Source organism: Hymenobacter algoricola (genome assembly GCF_039539525.1).
Lineage (GTDB): Bacteria > Bacteroidota > Bacteroidia > Cytophagales > Hymenobacteraceae > Hymenobacter > Hymenobacter algoricola.
On record NZ_BAABDH010000003.1, the window covers coordinates 20,323 to 42,605 of the forward strand.

The window sequence follows — 22,283 nt, forward strand, 5'->3', positions numbered from 1 at the left end:
GCTACTGCGCGGCTGAGGGACGGGGAGCCAGCGGGTCGCCGAGGCGGAAGAAGTTGCTGGTCCAGAGGTAGCCCAGCGGGGAGCCGTCCTCCACCAGCTCCTTCACCTGCGGAATGTCGGCCGTGCGCGTGGCCTGGGTGTAGCCATCGGTGCCCCGGTGCAGAATCCATACCTGCGCGGGCTCCAGGGCATCGAGCAAAAACGGCGAGTGGGTAGCCACCAGCAGCTGCCGTGTTTCGGTGGCTTTTACCAGCTCCTCCGCCAGCCGGGGCAGCAGGTGCGGGTGCAGCTCGTTTTCCGGTTCCTCCAGCCCCAGCAGCCCGGTAGCGTTGGGCTCATAGAGCAGCGTGAGCAACGCCGCCAGCCGCATCGTGCCCTCCGACATGTACTGGGCCGGCAGCGGCTGAGTAAACGCGGCATCCCGGAAGCGCAGCAGCAGCCGCTCATCCGAGGTTATTTCCGGCACCACATCGGCCAGCTGCGGCACCCAACGCCGCAGCTTCTCCGTGACGCGGGCCAGCGCCGCCGGGTGCTTCGTGTGCAGATAATACAGCACGTTCGGCAGGTTGTCCCCGTTAGCCGACAGCTTCTCCCGCGGCCCGGCATCGGAGTAGCCTTTCAGGTGGTCGTCGGTGAGGTGGATGTAGCGGTAGGAGGTGAGAAAGGTCTTTAAAGGACTGATGATTCCACTAAGCCGACGGTTAAAAACAAAGGCGTAGCCTATCATCAAGTCAACGGTTGTCGCAACTAACATGCTGCCGTTTTCAGGGTATTTTTCGTTTTTCTCAACTTCATGGTCAGACTTCTCTGTCTCTGAAGTTATTTCTGACCATTCACCTGTATTCAAACGATTTGCTTTGAATATCTTTTTACCCTCGCCGCCTATTTTAACCCACTCGTCTGCAAGAAATATTTTGTTTTCTCTCTCATCAAGTTCGACATGATAGGTCATACTGCCTTGAGGTGACAGACCATCGATTGTTAAGGTGATTTGGATTGTCTCCTCGCTCCCCCGCGTCCGCATCCCGGCAAAGCGGTTCCGCTTCTCCCAGGCCTGCTGCAGATTCCCGCTTACCGCCTCGGCCAGAAACGCCAGCGCGTCCAGCACCGTGGATTTACCGCTGCCGTTGGGGCCGATGAACACCGTCAGCGGGGTCAGGTCGCGCAGCTCCACGTCGCGCAGGGCGCGGTAGTTTTTGATGCGCAGGTAGGTGAGGCGGGGGAAACCGGGGGCCGCGGCAGATTCAGGCATGGGGCAAAAAGGGGATGGGCTACAAAGTACGCGGGTTTGCAGGAATGTGCGTGAAACCGGCTCGTTCGGGACGCCCGCGCCACAGGTTATCTTATGGTTAAGGCGGCGGTAATTCCGGACTTATTCGTTGCTTTAGGCCGCGTCCAGGTCGTTTCTGCCTTAGCCACTTCGTATGCGCATCTCCCAGGTGTCGGGCCGGCTGGCCCGGGGCTGGTACTACTGCCGAAAGTAGTTTGCCGCCCTTCCTGCGCCTTGCCCATCTCCCCCGCCCGGGCGGGGTCGGGCGGCTGTCACTCTCCTGTAAGCCCCAACTGGCGCGAGCTGGTAGCTCGTGCCCACCATGACGATGAGGTTGCACCTCATCTGCCGCAACGCGGCAAACCGGCCCCACGCCAGTTGTTCTAGCAGGTGAGGCTAAGCCTCACGCTAAGCAAGGCCCGAGCTACAAGCTCGCGCCAGGAATACCCCAATAACTTTTCTCCCCCCACCCCTTGCGAACCCCAACCCATTTCCCCACCTTCCCGCTCCGCTCTATCTGCTAGTTACCTATTGCAACGTGTCCCATTCTTTTCCCACTTCTTATCCCCTTACTCATGCCCAACGAATTCCAAGCTGCTATTCCGGCGCCCGTACTGGCGCAGGTGCAGGAGTCGCTCAACGCCATTAAGACCGCGCTGGCGCCCTACCTGATTTCGCTGACCCCGGAGGAGCGCAAAACCATGCTGCGCATGGCCGACAAAACCGTGGCCTTCGTGCAGAAAACCACCGAGTACGCCACCAACACCCCCACCCTGGTACCGCCCTTCGTGGCGCTGAGCGAGCTGAAAGCCGACGTGGCCGGCCTCACCGCCCTCATGCCCCTGCACCAGCAGCTCGAGCAGCTTTCCCTCGATGTGGAGAGCACCACCATGGTAGCCGGCTCCGAAGCCTACGCCAGCTCCCTGACCATCTACACCAACATCAAGTACCTGGCCCACAACAAGCAGCCCGGCGCCCAGGCCGCCTTCGAGGACCTGCGGCAACGCTTCGCCGGCCAGGGCCGGGAGAAGAAGGCCCCCGCGAAGCCGTCGGTGAACTAGCTTCCTTGCCTTCACTATGCCACGAACCAGTTCGGGACTACCCCGGACTGGTTCGTGGCGTTTGGGGCCGGGTTGGGGTCCGCCCCGAACTGGTTCGGGTCCGCGGGCAACTGCTTAGCCTCGTTGGCGAACTGGTTCGGGTCGTTTGCCAACTAGTTCGGGTCGGACCCGAACTGGTTTAGGTCGAAGGCGAACTGGTTCGGGTCGGAGGGCAACTGGTTCGGGTCGTTTGCCAACTGGTTCGGGTCCGACCTGAACCAGTTCGGGTCCGGGGCGAACTGGTTTAGGTTGGACCCGAACTGGTTTGGGTCGGAGGCGAACCGGGCGGGAGCTTAGTTGAAGCGCAGCGCGTCCGCGACTTTATCGAGGGCAAAGGCCTTGTTGGCGAAAATATTGAAGCTGTTGACGGTGTTGCTGCCGGGTATGGTCTTCAGGTCGCAGCCCAGGGTGAAGCCGAATTTGCGCTCGGTTATCACAGCGTACACGTTCATGTAGAGGTTATTCCGGAGCTTGTTTAGCCCTTCAAAAGCCGGGTTGTTATCGGCCAGCGTGGTGCCCACAAACCCGACAGAGGGAATGGCAATAAACTCGACGTCGCCAAACCGGTACAGCACGGTAGAGCTCAGGCCAAAGTACCCGTCGAAGCTGTTGAGCCGCTGCTGCAAGGCCATTTCACCCCGGGCCGCGTCGCGCAGGAAGCTGTTGCTTTTCATGCGCACGGTGTCTTTAAACACGGCCGTCTTTTCGTAGGTGCTCAGAATTTCCCGCTTGATCAGCTCGCCGTGCAGGCCCAGGCTGATCTTGCACTCGGCCCGGGCCTGGGCTGGGCTGCTATAGGCCAGCAGGTTGAAACCCAGCGTCACGCCGGAACTGCGGACAGTAGTTGAGGCCAGCTTGTAGTTGAAGTACTCCCGCTCGACGCTCAGGGTCGAGTCGGCCGCTACCCGCCCCACCTGCCTGCTGATGGGGCGCTGAAACGTCAGGGGCACCACCCGGCCATTAATCACCGCTACGCCCTGCTCCTGCACCACCCGGAAGTAGCCCCCGAAATGGGGATTATGTTTTTTCGGGCAGTGCAGCCCATACTCTTTGAAGTGTTCCCCATCCGGGGACAGGTCCTTTTTTTTGCCCCACGGTATTTCGATTATATCCTGGTCCAGCGCCATCACATCAAAGTAGATGTTGCCGCCTACTTTTTCCTTATCGATGACGTTCAGGCTGGTGCCAATGGAAAAGCGCAGGGGGTAATTAAACTTCGATAAATACTTAAAAGAATCGGAGGCCGGCTTTTTTTCGCTGATGTCGCCAATCTGCACCGTAATCCGGTCATCACTGGTCACGATGCTGGCGCGGCTGAAGGCATCCTGCCCCTGCAATAGCAGCGTAAGATGCTCTTTGACATCCACCAGGGTATCGGCTTTCACGACCAGCTTGACGTATTGCACCCGAGCAGTTCGGCTGTCGAACACCAGCAGCAATGGCTCGGCATCAAGCTCAAAATCCAGCTTGATCTGGGCCGTGCTGCCTTTCATGACCGTCACGCTGACCGACAGTACCGAGTCTTTGGGAATGGTCCCCACGCACTGCACCGGAATATAGTACTCCCGTTTCACGGAGTCTTCCAGGTACGCAATAGGCTCTTCGGGAATTACGAATCCTATTCCCGGACTTTGCGCCCGGGCCAGGCTGGCAAAAAGGATTAAGCCCAAAACTGCCGGAAGAAACCGCTTAATCAGCCAATAATTTCTCATTAGAAAAATGAACAGTACAGCATAGGTTTTTATGCCCAATCCTAGCTATCGATTACATACGGGGCGTGCAAGTATACATAAATGCAGATATAAAGTATTCCATTGATTTTGCGACTCCTCATCCTAATTCCCGGGTTTCCCCCAACTGGCGCGAGCTTGCCGCTTATGCCCCGCCATGACGATAAGATTGATTTTTCTTCTCGTTACAACCGCCCCAACTGGCGCGAGCTGGTAGCTCGTGCCGAATCGTGGCCTGGGGTCCGGCCCCCAACTTACGCGAGGTGCTGGGACGAGGCTTCTGGCCTCGCGTGGAGCCGTGTGGCTATGATTTTCTGGCTTTGCGGGAAACCTTGGGCAACGGTTGGCCGCTGGCTGTTCTCCTGTCTTTCGGCAGTAGCCTTTCCCGGCCCGGGTGGCGCTATCATTGGGCAGCAGTGCTTAACTCATACCTTATTTAACTTTTACAACAAAAACTGCTTCATATACCCTTATTTATTGAATAAAAGCATGTTTTACACGTAACCCATGTATATTTAATCATCCAAAAAATTCCCTTTTCTATGCGTCCTCCATTTCTCTTTCGTCCGGCTATGCTGGCCACTGGTATTCTGCTGTTCGCGGCTTGTTCCAAAAAGCCGGAGGCCTGTTTCAGTGTCGATAAGGGCAGCCTGAGTACTAAAGTCAACGAGGAAATCCAGCTCAACGCCACGTGCAGCAACGATGCCGACTCCTACGCCTGGGAGTACGGCGACGGCGCCATTGAGGCGGGCGCTATTGTGAAGCACAAGTACGTCAGGGCCGGCACCTATACCGTCAAGATGACGGCCAAAGGGGACGGCAAGTCCGATACGGCCAGCAAGGAGGTTGTGATTCAGTAACGGCGGGCCACCTGTCGGCGGGCCACGTCAGGTGCCCTACCCGGCAGGTATTCGGACCAGGCTTGCGGAGTTGATGCAGTAGCGCAGGCCGCTGGGGGCTGGTCCGTCGGGGAAGACGTGGCCGAGGTGGGCGTCGCACACGTTGCAGCTGGCCTCCATACGCTGCATTCCCAGGCTGTCGTCGAAGGCATATTTGATGGCGCTTGGGGTCCGCGGCTGGGTGAAGCTGGGCCACCCTGATATGGCGTGGTACTTCGTGGCCGAACCGAACAACCGGCTCCCGCAGCCGGCGCAGGCGTACAGGCCAGGCTCGTAGCAGCGGCAGTAGGCATTCCGGTACGGCGGCTCCGTGCCCTTCTGCCGCAGCACCCGAAACCGGGCCGGCGGAAGCTGCCGGGCCCACTCGGCCTCCGAAAGCTCCACCCGGCGCGCGGGCTCCGGGTTGCTGTATCGGGCAAAGGTGAGGACGTCAATCCAGCGTAGCATGGGGTGGGGCAAGCGGTGAGTGAACCTGGATTTTCGGGGTAGGAAGGATACGACTTTCGCGGCATTGTCCCGCCACGTCTGGGCGGCCTCAGCCAGGGCACCACCCAGCCGAACGTCATGCAGAGGCGCAGCCGAAGCATCTCGCGTGCTGATATCGGGTCACTACGCAGGCATCCGCGCCCAAAATGCTTCCCATGCTCGGCAGGAACCCGGAAAATATAATCCCAAGCCCGCGCTTTGTACCTTCCCGTCTGCTCCTTCCAAATTCCCCCTTTCCGATCTTATGCCCGACTTCCTCCCCTTCTCCGCCGGACGGCTGGCGGCCCCCGCGCTGCTCGCCCTCAGCCTCACCGCTGCCCTGACTCCCACTTCCGGCCGCGCCCAGTCGGCCCCGGCGGCTACGGCCGCTACCAACCCGCTGCTCGCGCCCTGGGCGGGGGCCTACGGCGGCGTGCCGGCCTTCGACAAGGTGCAGGTATCTCAGTTTAAGCCGGCGCTGGAAGCAGCCATGGCCCAGAACCTGGCCGAGGTGCAGGCCATTGCCACCAACGCCCAGGCCCCCACGTTCGAAAACACCATTGCCGCCCTGGAGCGCACGGGCCACACCCTGGACCAGGTGCAGACCGCCTACGGCGTGTGGACCGGCACCCTCAACACCCCCGAGCTGCAGGTGGTGCAGCGCGAAATGGCCCCGCGCCTGGCAGCTTTCGCGGACCAGATAACCCAGAACGCGCCCCTGTTCAGGCGCATCGAGACGGTGTACAACTCCCCCGACAAGAAGAAGCTCACGCCCGAGCAGCAGCGCCTCACGTTCGTGTACTACAACAACTTCGTGCGCGCCGGGGCCCGGCTCGATGCCACCGCCAAAACCCGGCTGTCGGCCATTAATCAGCAGCTGGCGGGCCTGTTCACGAAGTTCAGCCAGAACGTGCTGGCCGACGAAACCGACTCGGTGCTGGTGCTCAAGACGCCCGCCGACCTGGGTGGCCTCTCGCCTTCCCTGCGCACCGATGCCGCCAGCGCCGCCACGGCCCGCAAGCTGGCGGCGGCCGGCGTCATCACCAACACCCGCTCGTCCATCGACCCGTTTCTGACTTACTCCGACCAGCGCAAGCTGCGCGAGAAAGCCTGGCGCATGTTCACCAACCGCGGCGACAACGGCGGCGCCAACGACAACAACGCCCTGATTACCGAGATTCTGCAGCTGCGCGCCGAGCGGGCCAGGCTGCTGGGCTACAAAACCCACGCCCACCTGCGCCTCGACAACACGATGGCCAAGACCCCGGAAAAGGCCATGGCCCTGATGGAGGAAGTCTGGACCCCGGCCGTGGCCCGGGTGAAGGAGGAAGTGGCCGACATGCAGGCCCTGGCCACCAAGGAAGGCGCGACGTTCAAAATAGCGCCCTGGGACTACCGCTACTACGCCGAGAAAGTGCGCAAGGAGCGCTACGACCTCGACCAGAATGAGGTGAAGCAGTACCTGCAGCTGGACAAGATGCGCGAGGGAATGTTCTGGGTGGCCGGCGAGCTGCTGGGCTTCACCTTCGCGCCCGTCGCCAACGTGCCCGTGTACCACCCCGACGTGAAGGTGTGGGAGGTGAAGGACAAAACCAGCGGCAAGCACGTCGGCCTGTGGTACTTCGACCCCTACGCCCGCCCCGGCAAGCGTTCCGGCGCCTGGATGAACGCCTACCGCAACCAGGAGCGGATGGACGGCGAGGTGAGCACCATCGTGTCGAACAACTCCAACTTCGTGAAGGGCCAGGACGGCGCGCCCACCCTCATTTCCTGGACCGACGCCACCACCCTGTTTCACGAGTTTGGCCACGCCCTGCACGGCCTGTCGTCGAATGTGACCTACCCGCGGCTGGCGGGCACCAGCGTGGTGCGCGACTACGTCGAGTTTCCGTCGCAGGTGCTGGAAAACTGGCTGGCCACGCCCCAGGTGCTCCAGCGCTTCGCCGTGCACTACCAGACCGGCAAGCCCATTCCCCAGGCGCTGGTCGACCGGATCGCCAAGGCGTCCACCTTCAACGAGGGCTTCGCCACCACCGAGTTCTTGGGCAGCGCCCTGATTGATATGAAGCTGCACCTGGCCGGCGACCAGAAAATCGACCCCGACAAGTTTGAGCGCGAAACCCTGACCCAGCTGGGCATGCCTACCGAGCTGGTGATGCGCCACCGCACCCCGCAGTTTTCGCACGTCTTCTCCTCCGACGGCTACTCGGCCGGCTACTACAGCTACCTGTGGTCGGTGGTGCTGGCGGCTGATGCCTACGGCGCCTTCACCGAAGCCGGCGGCCCCTACGACCAGGCCGTGGGCCAGCGCCTGAAGCAGCAGGTCCTGTCGGTGGGCAACACCGTGGACCCCGCCGACGCCTACCGCTCCTTCCGCGGCCGCGACCCGAAAATCGACGCGCTGATGCGGGAGCGGGGCTTCCCCATGAAAGGCGCCAAAGCCGCCCAGCCCACCCCGAAGAAAGCCGCCGGCAAGAAAAGCTAAGCGGTTTCCGCTTTCCTGATTGCCAAAGCCCCCGACCTCGGCCGGGGGCTTTTTTGTGCGCCGCGGTACCGTCCTGGTCCCTTGCCAGCCGGCTTCCTGCTGGATCCGCCGGGCCAGCTCTGCCGGCCCGGGCAGGCCACGCACCAGCTTGCTGCCAATCAGAAAGCCGGGCACGGCGCTGATGCCGAGCCGGGCCGCTTCGCGCAGCGCCTGCTGGTGCCGGGGCTGGTAGGGGCGCTGGTGGGTTGAGGCCGCGCAAAAGGCCTCCGTATTCAGCCCGATTTCGCCGGCCAGGTCGTGAGCACCGCCACGTCGCCGAGTTACCAGCTTATATTTACGCCCTGCCGCTATGCCCATGACCCACCGCTCCTACTGTCTGCTGTCTTTGCTGCTGCCCCTGGCGGCGCTGCTTTCTGCCTGCGACCCGCCCAGCTCGGTGGCCCAGACCCGCCCGGCCACCCAAGTGCAGCCAGCACCCCGGCTCAACCTGCGCCTGAAGCGGGAGCTGGACAGCATGGACGTGGAAGACCAGAAATACCGCCTGCTGCTGATGCAGACGATGGGCGTGGAGCGCAACACCCAGCTGGACTCCCTGAAGCGGACGGCCCACCTCACCGATGCCCAGGTCGGCCCTTACCTGTCGGAGCAGATGCTGCGCATCGACTCGGCCAACATCAAGCGGGTAGTGCAGATCATCCGGCAGTACGGCTACCCGGGCAAAACCCTGGTGGGGGAGCCCACCAACGAGGTGGCGCTGCTCGTGATTCAGCACTCGGGCCGCATTCCTCAGCTGCTGCCCCTGATAGAGCGGGAAGCCACCAAGGGCGAGGTAGCCTTTTCCCTTTACGCCCGCATGCTGGACCGCAAGCTCATGTATGAAGGCAAGCCCCAGCGGTACGGCACCCAGGGCCGCAGCTACGGCGTGCGCAACGCCCAGGGGCAGCCCGAAACCGTGAGCTTTATCTGGCCTATCGAGGACGCGGCCCATGTAAATGAGCGCCGCAAAAAGGCCGGGTTCGACTCCACGGTGGAAGCCAATGCCGAGCGGCTGCACATTCCCTACCGGGTTGTCACGCTGGAAGAAGCCCGCCGCATCGAGCAGCAGTCCGCCGCCGCCAGCCACCACTAGTCCGGGCAGCATTTTTTGCGGGCTCAGGGCTGCGGACGGGTGCTGGCACCGCGCGTGCTGGCGGCAGCGGCCGGATGACACAAATTTCCGTACGGCAGAAAGGGTGTACCTTAGATGGTCGGCAGTCTGGCAGAAAACCATAGCCCGGCTGACTCTTGCATTAAAAGCAGAATAAGTCTGTCCTTTCAAGGGTGGATGCCCGTTTTTTACCCCTTCCGGCCCATCCGGGTGGGGCTTTACTCCACTGGCAGCCGGCCCGGCAGAGCCGGCAAAACCACTCCGATGAAGGAAAGCGAAAAAAGATACCGGAGACTAATCGAAGCCAGTCAGGATTTATTAGTCACCGTGAACCTGCAGGGCAGCATCATTGACACCAACGAGGCCGCGGTCAAGCTAACGGGCGTGAATCGTGACACGCTGATGGGCTCCGGCTTCTTCACCTACTTCACCGAGCCCGAGCTGGTGCAGCAGGTGTATCAGGAGGTGCTGGCTAGCGGGGCCGTCAGCAACGTGCCCCTCACGCTGCGCCACACCAACGGCACGCTGACCGAGGTGCTGTTCGACGGCTCGGTGTACAAAGACGACCAGGGCGAGCTGCTGGGCGCCGTCATCGTGGCCCGGGAAATTGCCGAGAAGAAGTGGGCCACCGAACTGGGCATTGCCAACAAGGAGCTGGCCTTTCAGCACCACGAGAAGGAAAAGCGCGCCGACGAGCTGAGCATTGCCAACACCGAGCTGGCCTTCCAGAATGATGAGAAGGAAAAGCGGGCGGCCGAGCTGAGCATTGCCAACGAGGAGCTGGCCTTCCAGAACGACGAAAAGGAAAAGCGCGCCCAGGAATTAAGCATTGCCAACACCGAGCTGGCCTTCCAGAACGACGAAAAGGAAAAGCGCGCCCGGGAGCTGGGCATTGCCAATAAAGAGCTGGCCTTCCAGAACGACGAGAAGGAAAAGCGCGCCCAGGAGCTGGGCATTGCCAACACCGAGCTGGCCTTCCAGAATGATGAGAAGGAAAAGCGGGCGGCCGAGCTGAGCATTGCCAACGAGGAGCTGGCCTTCCAGAACGACGAGAAGGAAAAGCGCGCCCAGGAGCTGAGCGTCGCCAACGAGGAGCTGGCCTTCCAGAACGACGAGAAGGAAAAGCGGGCCCAGGAATTAAGCATTGCCAACACCGAGCTGGCCTTCCAGAATGATGAGAAGGAAAAGCGCGCGGCCGAGCTGAGCATTGCCAACATTGAGCTGGCGTTTCAGAATGACGAGAAGGAAAAGCGGGCCCAGGAGCTGGGCATTGCCAACAAAGAGCTGGCCTTCCAGAACGATGAGAAAGGCAAGCGGGCCCAGGAGCTGAGCGTCGCCAACGAAGAGCTGGCCTTCCAGAACGACGAAAAGGAAAAGCGGGCTCAGGAATTAAGCATTGCCAACACCGAGCTGGCCTTTCAGAACGACGAGAAGGAAAAGCGCGCGGCCGAGCTGAGCATTGCCAACATTGAGCTGGCGTTTCAGAACGACGAGAAGGAAAAGCGGGCTCAGGAGCTGGTTATTGCCAACAAGGAGCTGGCCTTCCAGAACGACGAGAAGGTGAAGCGCGCCGCCGAGCTGCGCATTGCCAACTATGCCCGCAGCCTGATTGAGGCCAGCCGCGACCCGCTGGTGACCATCAGCCCGGAAGGCAAGATTACCGACATGAACATGGCCACGGTGTACATCACCGGCATTGAGCGGGAGCAGCTGATCGGCTCCGACTTCTTCGCCTACTTCACCGAGCCCCAGATGGCGCGGGAAGTATACCAGGAGGTGTTTGCCAAGGGCACCGTGGCCGACTCCCCGCTCACGCTGCGCCACAAGGACGGCAAGCTGACCGACGTGCTGTTCAACGGCTCGGTGTACAAGAACGACGAGGGCCAGGTGCTGGGCGTGGTGATTGTGGCCCGCGACGTAACCGACCAGAAGCGCATTGCCACCGAGCTGAACGAGGCCAAGATAGCGGCCGAGCGGGCCACGGTGCTGGCCGAGGAAGCCCAGGCCAAGGCCGAAAGCGCCACCGCCATTGCCGAGGACGCCGTGAAAGCCAAGCAGCAGTTTCTGAGCAACATGAGCCACGAAATCCGCACGCCCATGAACGCCATCATCGGCTTCACGAAGGTGGTGCTGAAAACGGAGCTGACCGACAAGCAGAAGGAATACCTGACCGCCATCAAGCTCAGCGGCGACACCCTGATTGTGCTCATCAACGACATCCTGGACCTGGCCAAGGTGGACGCGGGCAAGATGACGTTCGAGAAAATCCCGTTCAAGCTCTCGGCGTCGGTGTCGGCGATGGTGCACCTGTTCGAAACCAAGATTCAGGAGAAAAACCTGGCCCTGATGATGGACTACGACGCCCGGATTCCGGAGGTGCTGGTGGGCGACCCGGTGCGCCTGCACCAGATCATCCTCAACCTGGTCAGCAACGCCGTCAAGTTTACCAGTGAGGGCAGAATAACCGTGGGCGTACGCATGCTGGTGCAGGACGCGGAAAAGGTCATCCTCGAGTTTTCCATTACCGATACCGGCATCGGTATCGAGGAGGCCAAGCTCAGTACCGTGTTCGACGACTTCCAGCAGGCCACCAGCGGCACCAGCCGCCTCTACGGGGGCACGGGCCTGGGCCTGGCCATCGTGAAGAACCTGGTGGAGCCCCAGGGCGGTACCATCAACGTGAAAAGCCGGGTGGGCGAAGGCTCCACCTTCAGCTTTATCCTGAGCTTCGGCAAAACCACCGAAAAGGCCGACACCGAGCTGGGCCTCGACATCGAGCTGGAAGCGGGCTTCAAGGACGTCAGGATCCTGGTTGTGGAAGACATTGCCCTCAACCAGCTGCTGATGAAGACGCTGCTCGAGGACTTCGGCTTCGAGATGGAAGTGGCCGGCAACGGCAAGCTGGCCATCGAAAAGCTGCGCACCACCCGCTACGACATTGTGCTGATGGACCTGCAGATGCCGGAGATGAACGGGTTCGACGCCACCGAGTACATCCGCACCCAGCTGCAGCTGCAGATACCCATCATTGCCCTCACCGCCGACGTGACCACCGTGGACGTAGAGAAGTGCAAGGCCGTGGGCATGAACGACTACATCTCCAAACCCATTGATGACAAGCTGCTCTACAGCAAGATCATCAAGTACCTGAAGAGTTCGGACTACGACAAAACCGTGGTTCCGGTGGGGGCGCCGGCAGCGCTGCCAGCGCCCCCACCGCCGGCCTGCGTCAACTTCGACTACCTGAAGCGCATCACCAAAACCGATGCCCGCATGGCCGAGATGATTCAGCTTTACCTGCAGGAGATTCCGCAGCTGGTGCAGGTGATGAAGAAGGCCATTGCGGACCGCGAATGGAAAGCCCTGAAGCGGGCCACGCACTCCATCATTCCCACCTTTGCCACCATCGGCATCAACCCCGAGTTTGAGGAGGTGGCCAAAACCATCCAGGCCCTGGCCGTCAACCTCATTCCCACCACCGCCGGCGACGGCGCCAGCGAGGAAACCATGAGCAAGCTGCGCAGCCTGTTCGCCAAGATCGAAGCCGTGTGCGCCCTGGCTGCCGAAGAGCTGGAAGACAAGCTCCGGCTGCTTGCCCAGGCGCGGGCTAAGAATTAAACGACTCTGCTTGCCGCTGGTGCGGCGGGTAGCAGCAGCAGCAGCGCTACGGCCGGTCCTTACAGGTACCAGCCACCGGCCGCGGCCAGCGTCAGAGTTACCCGGCGGCCCACGGCCGGGGCCGGCGCACTCGTTTTCACCGTCAGCCGCTCTCCCTGCACCCCGACTTCCACTTCGGAGTAGCTGCCAAAAAACCGGACGCTGAGCACTTCGGCCGCAAGCCCCGGGCCGTCGGAAGTATCGGCGGCGGTCAGCAGCACATCCTCGGGGCGCACCAGCAGCTGCTGGCTCGTGCGGCGGCGGCCGGCCAGCTTGGCTACGAGGGGCAGCAGCGGCCCGGTTATCAGGTTGTAGTCGCCAAACAGGCCGGCGGTGTACTCGTCGGCGGGCTGCCGGTAAATCTGCGCGGGCGGGGCCTGCTGCACTACCTGCCCCTGCCTGAGTACCAGGATTTCCTCGGCCCAAGACAGCGTATCGGCCGGGTCGTGGGAGACGAGCAGGCAGGTGATGCCCAGCTGGGTGCTCAGATCCTCAAGCACGGCTTTCAGGAGGTTCTTGTGGCCCCGGTCGAGGTTGGAAAACGGCTCATCCAGCAGCAACAGCCGCGGCGCCGACAGCAGCAGCCGGGCCAGGGCAATGCGCTGCCGCTCCCCCCCCGACAGCTCATCGGTGCGGCGCAGCAGCAGGTGCCCGATGCGGCACACCTCGTACAGGGCCGCCGCCTCCCCGGCCGGGAGCTTGTCGGCATAGCGCAGGGCCTGCTCCACCCGCAGAAACCGGGGCAGCTCGAAGTGCTGCGACAGGTAGGCAATGCCCGGGTGGCCGGGCACCAGCTGCTCGGCCGGCCCTTTCACGCGCTCCTGCTCGAAGAATATCTGCCCGGCCTGGGGCTGAATCAGGCCGGCAATGCACTGGAGCAGGGTGCTTTTGCCGGCCCCGGTTTCGCCGGCCAACGCCAGCCGGCGAAACCGGGGCTGAGTGAAGTGAATGTCGTGGAGGGCAAAAGCATTCTTCTCCCGCAAACTGATTCCGGCAACGCGTAGCATACTCATGGAAACAAAAGCCGGGGCGGCGGAAAGAGTTTGGCGCCCGGCCGCCAGCCCGAAGGGGCAACGCAAATATGGTGGGGCCGCCGCCGTCTTTTAGGGGCGGCAGCGGACTTTTCTGCCCCGGCCGCGCCGGAACTCAAAAATTACCGTCCGCGTTCCGGGCCGGAGTTCTGACAGCCAGCTGGTTGCCCGACGCTGCTGGCAGCGGCCGGAAAGTAGAGCAACCGGCGCAGAAAGTAGATTGGCGAAATAGTTTCTTCGCTTTTATCCCAGTATTTTCACACCCCTATTTATTACGTCGACCTTCCGCCTGTTGCATGATAAAAACCTCTACCCAACCGTGGCCCCTATTTTTATGCACCCTTCTCACCTTGTTGGGCATTTTTTTGGTTCCGGGCTCCCTGCAGGCCGTGCCGCCGGCCTATTGGCGGCTGGAGACTGACAAGGACGGCATTCAGGTGTATTCGCGCAGCCTGACCGGCAGCCGCTTCAAGGAAATCAAGGTGCGCTGCGAGATTCCCGGCACCCTGGCGCAGCTGGTCGCGCTGTACTCCGACGTGGATAACTACCGCGCCGTCATCAGCAACACCAAGTCGTCGCGCCTGCTGCGCCGGGTAAGTGAGACGGAGTTCTACTACTACCTCGAAAGCCAGATGCCCACGCCCGTCACCAACCGCGACATCGTGATGCGCCTGCAGTTTGAGTACAACCCCTACGCCAATTCACTGATCATCAACACTACGTCCGTGGATGGGCTGGTGCCGCTCAAGGCGGGGCTGGTGCGCGTACCTTCCTGGACGGGCCAATGGTATGTGCGGGCCCTGAACGCCAACCGGCTGCAGATCGACTATTCCTTCCGCGTAGACCCGGGTGGAGAGCTGCCCGCCTGGCTGGTCAACATGCTGGCTCCCGTAGCCCCGTACCAGTCGCTGATCAAGCTGCGCAACGGCCTGCAACTGCCCCGCTACCAGGGCCGCTCCTTTGCTTTCCTGAACGCCCGCTAACCCCGTAGCCCGCCCAACGACGACCTCCGGCAGTGCTGCTCATACTGCCTGCCATGCTGCCGGACCCAAAGCAAAGGGGCCATTCCTACCGGAATGGCCCCTTTGCTTTCTCCCAATACACTTGCTTTAGCGCAGCTGCAGGTTGGTAATGACGCCATCGACCTGGAGGCCAGTGGCAAACTTGCAGCTGAACGTACCCGATACGGCATTAGTGCCGGCATCCCGCAGAGTGGTGCCGCTGGCCTGCGTGGCAGTGATGGTGCCGTTCATTCTGACGTCGACCAGATCCGTACGGTTGGCACCCGCGGCCGTTGAGGACTGCCTGAAGGTAAAGGACAGCAGCGTCCCGTCGTTGAGCTTCCCGTTCAGCTCCAGCGAGGCCCGGCTGCTTTGGTAGAGCGACAGGCCGACCTGGGTTTCCTGCATTATATAGGGCGGGGCGCCGTCTACACTCACCGAAATGGCGGTGCTGGCAGGAGGTGGAGTTACTGGACCTGGGTCCGAGCCTTTAGTATCGCAGCCAGTAAAAAACAGCACTACGAGCAGTAAAATAGTGGAAATGGGAAGTAGTTTCATGGTTCCAAGTTACGAAAAACGAAAATAATCAGCCCCGGAGCTGATTCCGACCGGGCCACTTACCGGGCCGCTGCTACCCGGAAGCCGGCGGTGCTGCGCCCGGCCTGGCCGGTGTCAGTCAGGCCTTCCAACATCAGTTGGAAGGGGCCGGTTTCATCGGAGGCGTAGAATGACACGCTTGCCTGCCCGGCAGCATCGGTGCGCACGTCGGGGTTCCAGTAGAGCGTAGCACTGCGGTAGTCGGTAGCGGGGGTACTCTTATCGCCGTAGGCCGGCACGTAGAACTCCCGGACGGGCTGAAAATTGGGCAGCGCGTAGCCCAGCAGTCCCCGGTCGGCCTCCCCACCGGAGTAGCCATACTCAGGCGCCCCCTGCCTGGTGAGGATGGAAATAACCCCGGTGCCGGCCCGGGCCCCGAAAATAGCTGCGGATGAGCTTTTGAGCACCTCCACCGTGGCCACATCCTGCACGATGATAGAAGTGAGGCGGCTGGCATCGATGGGGATGCCGTCCAGTACGTAGAGGGCCTCATTGGAAGTGTTGATGGTATTGATGCCCCGGATCCGGGCGTGCATATCGTTGGGCGTGCCGGTGATGAGCACGCCGGGCACCCGCCCCTGCAGCAGCTGCAGCACGTTGGTGTAAGTGGCGGACGCGACGATATCCTTGGTGGCCACTACGGCATCGGCGCGGCCGTAGATTCGCCGCGGGTCGGGCGGCAGCGGGCGGTTGGCTTTCACCGTCACGTTGTCGAGCAGGATACTTTTGCCGCGGGCCTGGTACTGCTGCTGCTGCGCAATCTGCCGGCGGCTGCCTTTCAAATACGCCGCCTGCACCTCACTATCCGGGGTAAGCGGCCGCACGGGCAGCGTTACTACTTCCGGGATTAGCCGGTCGAGCTGGATGACGGGGTTGCGCAGACCCTTGGCGGGCGCCGCCTGCACCATCAGCCGGGCCGTATCGCGCCCGTCGAAGTTGCTGAACAGAAAGCGCCCGGTCGAGTCGGTAGTGGCCTGCGCCACGTCCTTTTCGGCGCCCAGGCGAAACAGGGTCACGGTGGCGCCCGGGGCGGGCACCTTCTTGTTGCCCAGCACCAGCCCGCTCAGGCTCAGGCTCTGCTCCAGCGGATAAGGGCGGGTTCCCAGGCGGCCCGCCAGCAGGTCCGGCCACACAAACCGCCGCCACCCCTGCGTCAGCAGCAGGTTGTCGAGGGCCTGCCGGGTGGCGGGCAGGTTGTTGGCGAAGTAGGAGCCCGGGGTTTCCACCCGACCCCGCAGGTCAGAATCCAGCAGCAGGTACGTCCGGATGTCAGTTGCGCCCGAATCGGCAGGCACCAGCGCGGCGTTGTTGACGGCCAGGGAAAACTGGCCAGCTACGGGCCGGCCGGCCGCGTCGGTAGCCGCAATGCGCACGGTTATCTTGTCGCGCGGCCCGTAGCTGGCCTGGTCGGGCTGCAGGGTCAGGCGCAGGTCGGGGGCGGTATGCACAAATACCAGCCGCTCGCACCGGGCCCGGTTCTGGCCGTCGAACAGGGTGAAATGGGCAATGCCGGCCGGAAACTTATCCTTGGGCACCCGCACCACGAAGGCATTGGCGTCCTTCATCACGCCCTGGGCGGCATACGCCAGCTGCCCGCGCACCTGGGCGACCAGCGTAATGGGCTCTGCTGCCGGGGCCAGGGCCCTGCGCTGGACGGCAAGCTGGAAGTAGGTGTCCATATCGAGCACCTGCATGGCAAACCCGGTAGGCTGGGCCGCGGGCAGGGCATAGCTGCTGCGCGAGGAAGCGGGCTGGCGCAGCACGGCCTTGTACTGCCGGCCCGCTTCGGGCGTAAACTGAAACCGGCCCATGCCCAGCCGCTGGCTGCGGAAGCTGACGACGGGCGTACCTTGATCGTCCTGCACTTCGCCGCTCACCTCCACGCCCTCGCCGTAGGCCCCGGTAGCTTTCAGGGCGACGGTGCTTGCCAGTCCTGCCACCAGCTGTCCGCCTTCGGGAAAGAACTGCACGTCCAGCCCGGTCAGCGGCGCGGCGGCCGGCAGGCGGCTGACCCGGCCGGCGGCCAGCACCGTGATGGGGCGCTGAAAGAAGTAGCCGGCGCCGGCATTGCGCATCCAGCTGGTGTAGGCGCGTACCGTGTAGGTGCCCGGCGCCAGGCCGGCGTCCAGGTCGATGTCGCCGGGCGCGGTGCCCCGACGCAGGGCGAGGATGCGCTGGGTCAGCACCTTGTTTTCGGGCGTCAGCAGGTCCACGTACAGCACCCGGCTGAGCGTGTCGGGCTGGTGCTGGGCAGCATCTACGAGGTAGGCCTTGAACCAGAGCGTTTCGCCGGCGGCGTAGATGCCCTTGTCGAGGTGGAGGTAGGCCTTTTCGGGATACGTAGCGGTATAAAACCGGGTCAGCTGGGCTTGCAGGCGCTGGATAAAGCCGTCATCGGCAGGGCGCCGGAAGGCGGTCAGCAGCAAAACCAGAGCCAGGGCAGCAGCCCAGGCGGCGGGCAGGCGGGAGTGTTTCATAGCGCAGGGGACCAGGGTAAGTAAAAATGCGGAGGCGTAGCGGACAGTAAGTATAGCGGATTTTCGCCGCCGGGTACGGAGCGCCGTCCGGGCGGCCCAAGCCGCAGAACCTCAGCCCTTGCGCACCGGAAAAGCCGCCGCCCGGCTGGCTAGCACGCGCTGCCGTCGAGGCCGCAGGCGGCGCCGTCGGCGCTGGCCAGCGGCCCGGGCGCGGGACGGGCTTCGTGCCACACTTTTTCCAGCACTTCCTGAAACAGCTCGCTCGGCTGGGCACCGGATACCGCATACGTATCGGCAAACACAAAGTAGGGCACCCCGCGTACCCCGATCTGCCGGGCCTGGTACTCATCGTGGCGCACGTCCTGGGCGTAAAGGTCGGAGGCCAGCAGCTGCTGTACCTCGGCGGCGGGCAGCGCCAGCTCGGCCGCCAAGCGGGTGAGCGTGGCCGGGTCGTCGATGTTCGCGCCTTCGGTGAAGTAGGCCCGCAGAATGCGCTCCTTCATGGCATCCTGCAGCTGGTGGGCCGCGGCCAGGTGGATGAGGCGGTGGGCGTTGAAGGTGTTGGCGGGAATGGTTTTGTCGAAGTTGAAGGCCAGCCCCACGGTGGCCGCGTGCTCAGCCATCTGGGTGTTCATCTGCCGGCCCTGCGCCACCGACATTCCCTTGCGCTCGGCCAGCAGCTCGTGGATGGTCTGCGCCGGGTTGGTGCGCATGTTGGGGTCCAGCTCGAAGCTGCGCCAGTGCACCTGCACCTGGTCGGCGTGGGGGAACTGGGCTAGGGCAGCTTCGAAGCGCCGCTTGCCGATGTAGCAAAACGGGCACATGATATCGGACCAGATTTCTACTTTCATCGCGGGGTAGTGAAGGTTCTTGGGAAGTAGCTATAAGCCGGGCGGGGTCCGAAAGGTTTCCCGGGTTGGCGGGCGCGGCAGGCGGCGCGCTTTGCTTAGCTTAGGCCCGCCTATGGAAACTGCCTCCCATTTTGAAGCCCTGCTGGAACCCGGCGGCCCCAGCTTCATGCCCACCCAGATCATCATCGTGCCGCTGGCCGTGGTAGCGGCCCTGGGCGGCAAAAGCCTGCGCCGCGTGACGGGCACGCTCAACGGCCACCCCGTGCGGCTGGGCCTGCAGCCCATGAACACCGGGGAGCGGTACCTGATGGTCAACAAAGACCTGTGTCAGGCAATGGGGTTGCAGCTGGGTCAGCGCGTGCGCGTCGTGCTGGCTCCCGACCCCGACCCCGACCATGTGGACCTGCCCGCTGAGCTGGCCGAAGCCCTGGCCGCCTGGCCCGAGGCGGAAGCCGCCTTCGCGCAGTACTCTGCCAGCCACCAGCGGGGCATAGCCTACCACATCAGCACCGCCAGGCAGCCCGAAACCCGCGCCCGCCGGGCCGTGGAAGTGGCCGAGCGGCTGGCGTTGGGAGCCCACCCGTTCCGCAAGCTGCCGGGGCGCTAGAAACCCGGACCGCTCAGATCCGGATGTTCAGCACCAGCGGCTCCAGCACGTAGCGGCGGGTGTAGGTGTTGTACACGTAGCGCAGGCCGGTTTCGATGGGCGTGCGCAGGTGCAGCACGTTGAAGAGCACGTTGGCATCGAGGCCCACATTGCGGTAGCGGCGGGTGGCCAGGCGGCCGGTGCCGGTGTTTTCGCCCTGGGCAAAATCGACGAAGCCGGTGGTCCGCAGCCGCTGAATGTACAGCACCCGGCCCAGCGTCCAGTGCACGTAGGCCAGCGGCAGGTAGTAGTCGAGGCTGGCGGTCTGCAGCCGGTCGAAGCTCACGTAGCCCTCGCCCCGCGGAAACGACACGGCCGACCCGAAGCGGTACTCACGCTGCTGCTGGCGCTGGTAGCCCCCGCGCACCCGGATGGCCTGGTGCTTGCCCAGGCCCGGCACAAACAGGCTGGCCTGGGCCCCCAGCTGGGCCGCGTCCCGGCCGGCGCCGAAGGGCGTGGTGCGCCAGGTCACCAGCAGCGTCTGGGCCCAGCGCGGGGCCACGTCGCGGGCACTCTGCTTGAGCTGGCGGGCGTAGCTGAGCGATGTTTGCAGCCCGTTCAAAGAGCTGGGGCCGACTTCAGTTATGGTGCGAACCGGCAAATCGTAGCCCTGTACCTGCTCGTGCAGGTAGTATGCGCCCAGCGTCAGACCCTCGAGGTAGCGGGAGCGGGTGAAGGTGAGCGGCAGCCGCAGGCCGGTGCTCAGGCGGGTATAGGTCCACTGGTCGCGCAGCAGGCCCTGGGTGGTGAGCAAGGCCACGTTGCGCCCGCCGTAGGCCACGTCGGCATCGAATACGGGGTAGCGGCCCTGGTAACTGAGGCCGCCAAACACGTTGGCCGTGCGCTCGGTCTGGTCGTAGCCCACGCCCACCACGGCCTGGGTGGTGCTGAGCAGGTCCTGGGACCGGACGCCCAGGCTCAGCCCATTGCCGGCCGGACTCTGAATCAGGCCGTAGCTGAACACGTTGAAGGCGTGGCGGAGCGGGGAGTAGCGCTGCACGGGGTAGCGGGCCGCCGAGTCGGGCGGGCGGAGCATCAGGCTCCGGATGAGGCCGGCCGCCGGCTCCCGGGCGCTAAGCTCGGCGGCGTAGGTGCCCGGCGTGTCGGTGGTAGCGGCGGGCACGGGCGGCCAGGTGGCGGGGTCGAGCAGCATTTCCACGACGCGGGAGCCGTCGGCCCGAAACTCGTGAAAGGCCAGGTGGCGCCCGTCCGGGGCCACGGCGGCGTGGTAGGCGCCCAGCGGGCGGGACGTCACCTGAAACGTGCGGCCCGAGCTGATCTGCACGGCGTACACGTTGTCGATGCCCGATTGCGGGGAGTTGTAGAGCACGTAGTCCTGCCAGGGCTGGGGGTTGGTCAGGTTCACGTTGGCCACCGGCAGCAAGGCCCGGGCCGCCCCGGTGGCGGGGTCCAGCAGCTCAATCGTTTTGCCGGCCGGCTTGAGCGTCACGACCACCAGCTGGCCGTCGGCCGTGAAGCGGGGTTGGAGGTAAAAGTCGTTTTGCGGGTTAGGCAGAGTGCGCTGCCCCGCGCCGGTACGGGCATCCAGCAGCACCAGGGCGTGGTGGTAAGCCGAGTCGGTCTGCACCGCCACGAGCCGCGCGCCGTCGGGACTGAGCGCGGCGGCGGCGTAGCGGCGCTGCTTCAGGCGGGTCAGCTCGCCGCTGGCTACGGTCAGAATCCGCAGCTCGGAATACACCCGCTGCCCCCAGCGCGGGTCGGAGCGAAACTCGGGCCACACCACCTTGCCCCCGCCCACCGACAGCAGCTCGGGGCTGTTGACCAAGCCCTGCACAAACAGCTTTTTCTCGGCTCCGTGCCGACTCAGCAGCACCAGCTGGGCAATGTCGCCGAGGCCGGTTTTCATGGCTACCACGGTGCTGTCATTGACGTACTGCGGATAGCGGTATTCGGTGAACACGGCGTGCCGGCCCTGCCGCTCGGGTTGGGCGGCAAAGTCGCGGCCGGCGGTCAGCGGCAGGCCCGGCGGCCGGGCCTGCCAGGTCGAGTCGAGGTCGGCCATGGTGCGGGCATGGAGCTGCTCCACGGTGAGGCCGGTGGTGCGGCGCAGGCTGTTGGAAAAGGAAAACGGGTAAAACGGAAACCGGTAGTACCGATCCAGCACCCCCGCCCAGATGGCCGGGGTGTAGTGGTTTTTCAGGTAGGAAGTCATGAAGTAGCCCAGCACGTACCAATCGGGCACATTGTCGCGCAGGGAGCCGCTCACGGCCTTTTGGTAGTCGTAGTGGCGGCCGGCCAGGCGGTTGGCGCGCAGGCCCACGTTGAATTCCGGAATCCGGCCCCGGCCGCTGCGGGTCAGGGCCGTTTCGCTGCCCACGGCGTCGCCCTCAAAAAACCACTGCGGCACGCCCACCGCCGCCACGCCCAGGCCCCCGTCGCCGAGCAGCGGGTGCAGCAGCCGCCCGATGCCCTGCCGGGCCTTGTCGAACTGCCCCACGTGCCGGTACTCGTGCACCACCAGCCCGTCGAGCCAGTCGACGGTGCCCAGGCCCATGCCCTGCTGGGGCGTGGTAAAAAACTCGGCGTGGCGGGGCAGAAACGTCACGAAGGCGTTGCTGACCGTGGTCTGGTTCTGCAGCACGATGCTGATGGGCGGGGGCAGCACGCCCAGCGTGGCCGTGCCCGGCGCGTGCACCTGCTCGAGCCGCCGGGCCGTGCGCTGGGCGGCCGAGTCGAGCCCCGTGGGGTAAAGCACCCGGAAGTGCGGGGTGCGCACCTGCCGCCAGCGCAGCGCGGGCGGGTTCTGGTCCAGGATGGGCAACGTTTGGGCAGACGCGGCAAGCGGGAAAAACAGACTCAGCAGAGCCGGCAGCAGACGGTGGCGCATGGCAGGGGGTTGGGAAGAGTGCAAGAAACCCAGCCCACCGCTGGAAAGCAAAAGCCGCGGCCGCGCGGGCCCCCGGCCG

16 protein-coding genes are annotated in these 22,283 nt (G+C 63.6%); 8 read left to right on the forward strand and 8 right to left on the reverse strand.

Going from position 1 to position 22,283, the window contains the following annotated elements; all coding sequences use genetic code 11:
• Window position 1: 1 nt before the first annotated feature.
• Window positions 2-1,252: an AAA family ATPase gene (locus ABD842_RS00625; protein ID WP_345108565.1), complete on the reverse strand. Its 1,251-nt coding sequence runs from the start codon at window positions 1,250-1,252 to the stop codon at window positions 2-4.
• A gap of 593 nt (window positions 1,253-1,845) precedes the next feature.
• Between ABD842_RS00625 and ABD842_RS00630 the strand changes: the two genes are divergently transcribed.
• Window positions 1,846-2,331: a hypothetical protein gene (locus tag ABD842_RS00630; protein WP_345108568.1), complete on the forward strand. Its 486-nt coding sequence runs from the start codon at window positions 1,846-1,848 to the stop codon at window positions 2,329-2,331.
• A 332-nt stretch (window positions 2,332-2,663) separates the two neighbouring features.
• Here the strand turns inward: ABD842_RS00630 and ABD842_RS00635 are convergent, their stop codons facing one another.
• A complete protein-coding gene (locus ABD842_RS00635; RefSeq protein WP_345108571.1) occupies window positions 2,664-4,040 on the reverse strand; it encodes a hypothetical protein in 1,377 nt (458 codons plus the stop codon).
• 602 nt (window positions 4,041-4,642) lie between these two features.
• Here ABD842_RS00635 and ABD842_RS00640 point away from each other — a divergent pair.
• On the forward strand, window positions 4,643-4,960 hold the full coding sequence (locus tag ABD842_RS00640; protein WP_345108573.1) for a PKD domain-containing protein: 318 nt from the start codon (window positions 4,643-4,645) through the stop codon (window positions 4,958-4,960).
• Between the two features lie 36 nt (window positions 4,961-4,996).
• On the opposite strand, the gene msrB is transcribed toward ABD842_RS00640, so the two are convergent.
• Complete coding sequence (gene msrB / locus ABD842_RS00645; RefSeq protein ID WP_345108576.1) at window positions 4,997-5,446, reverse strand: peptide-methionine (R)-S-oxide reductase MsrB; 450 nt, start codon at window positions 5,444-5,446, stop codon at window positions 4,997-4,999.
• Window positions 5,447-5,729: 283 nt separating this feature from the next.
• Here msrB and ABD842_RS00650 point away from each other — a divergent pair, with 283 nt between their 5' ends.
• From ABD842_RS00650 to ABD842_RS00665, 4 genes are all read left to right on the forward strand, one after another.
• The gene (locus tag ABD842_RS00650) at window positions 5,730-7,949 is read left to right on the forward strand and encodes a M3 family metallopeptidase (RefSeq protein WP_345108579.1); all 2,220 of its coding nucleotides are present in this window, start codon (window positions 5,730-5,732) and stop codon (window positions 7,947-7,949) included.
• Between the two features lie 81 nt (window positions 7,950-8,030).
• Window positions 8,031-8,198 carry a hypothetical protein gene (locus ABD842_RS00655; RefSeq protein ID WP_345108582.1) on the forward strand — a complete coding sequence of 56 codons (168 nt, stop codon included), beginning with the start codon at window positions 8,031-8,033 and terminating at the stop codon, window positions 8,196-8,198.
• A gap of 100 nt (window positions 8,199-8,298) precedes the next feature.
• Window positions 8,299-9,078, forward strand: a complete 780-nt coding sequence (locus ABD842_RS00660) for a DUF6624 domain-containing protein (RefSeq protein ID WP_345108585.1) — start codon at window positions 8,299-8,301, stop codon at window positions 9,076-9,078.
• Between the two features lie 195 nt (window positions 9,079-9,273).
• Window positions 9,274-12,714: a PAS domain S-box protein gene (locus ABD842_RS00665; protein WP_345108588.1), complete on the forward strand. Its 3,441-nt coding sequence runs from the start codon at window positions 9,274-9,276 to the stop codon at window positions 12,712-12,714.
• Window positions 12,715-12,773: 59 nt separating this feature from the next.
• Here ABD842_RS00665 and ABD842_RS00670 read toward each other — a convergent pair whose 3' ends face one another.
• Window positions 12,774-13,760 carry an ABC transporter ATP-binding protein gene (locus ABD842_RS00670; RefSeq protein ID WP_345108590.1) on the reverse strand — a complete coding sequence of 329 codons (987 nt, stop codon included), beginning with the start codon at window positions 13,758-13,760 and terminating at the stop codon, window positions 12,774-12,776.
• A 389-nt stretch (window positions 13,761-14,149) separates the two neighbouring features.
• Here ABD842_RS00670 and ABD842_RS00675 point away from each other — a divergent pair, with 389 nt between their 5' ends.
• The gene (locus ABD842_RS00675; RefSeq protein WP_345108592.1) at window positions 14,150-14,767 is read left to right on the forward strand and encodes an SRPBCC family protein; all 618 of its coding nucleotides are present in this window, start codon (window positions 14,150-14,152) and stop codon (window positions 14,765-14,767) included.
• 126 nt (window positions 14,768-14,893) lie between these two features.
• Here ABD842_RS00675 and ABD842_RS00680 read toward each other — a convergent pair whose 3' ends face one another.
• The 3 genes from ABD842_RS00680 to ABD842_RS00690 form a co-directional block, all read right to left on the reverse strand.
• Window positions 14,894-15,343 carry a hypothetical protein gene (locus ABD842_RS00680; RefSeq protein WP_345108595.1) on the reverse strand — a complete coding sequence of 150 codons (450 nt, stop codon included), beginning with the start codon at window positions 15,341-15,343 and terminating at the stop codon, window positions 14,894-14,896.
• A gap of 59 nt (window positions 15,344-15,402) precedes the next feature.
• A complete protein-coding gene (locus ABD842_RS00685; RefSeq protein WP_345108597.1) occupies window positions 15,403-17,859 on the reverse strand; it encodes a TonB-dependent receptor plug domain-containing protein in 2,457 nt (818 codons plus the stop codon).
• Window positions 17,860-18,008: 149 nt separating this feature from the next.
• Window positions 18,009-18,710 carry a DsbA family oxidoreductase gene (locus tag ABD842_RS00690; RefSeq protein WP_345108599.1) on the reverse strand — a complete coding sequence of 234 codons (702 nt, stop codon included), beginning with the start codon at window positions 18,708-18,710 and terminating at the stop codon, window positions 18,009-18,011.
• A 112-nt stretch (window positions 18,711-18,822) separates the two neighbouring features.
• On the opposite strand from ABD842_RS00690, the gene ABD842_RS00695 reads away from it, so the two are divergent.
• A complete protein-coding gene (locus tag ABD842_RS00695; protein WP_345108602.1) occupies window positions 18,823-19,317 on the forward strand; it encodes a YdeI/OmpD-associated family protein in 495 nt (164 codons plus the stop codon).
• A gap of 13 nt (window positions 19,318-19,330) precedes the next feature.
• On the opposite strand, the gene ABD842_RS00700 is transcribed toward ABD842_RS00695, so the two are convergent.
• Window positions 19,331-22,204, reverse strand: a complete 2,874-nt coding sequence (locus ABD842_RS00700) for a TolB-like translocation protein (protein ID WP_345108605.1) — start codon at window positions 22,202-22,204, stop codon at window positions 19,331-19,333.
• Window positions 22,205-22,283: the final 79 nt, after the last annotated feature.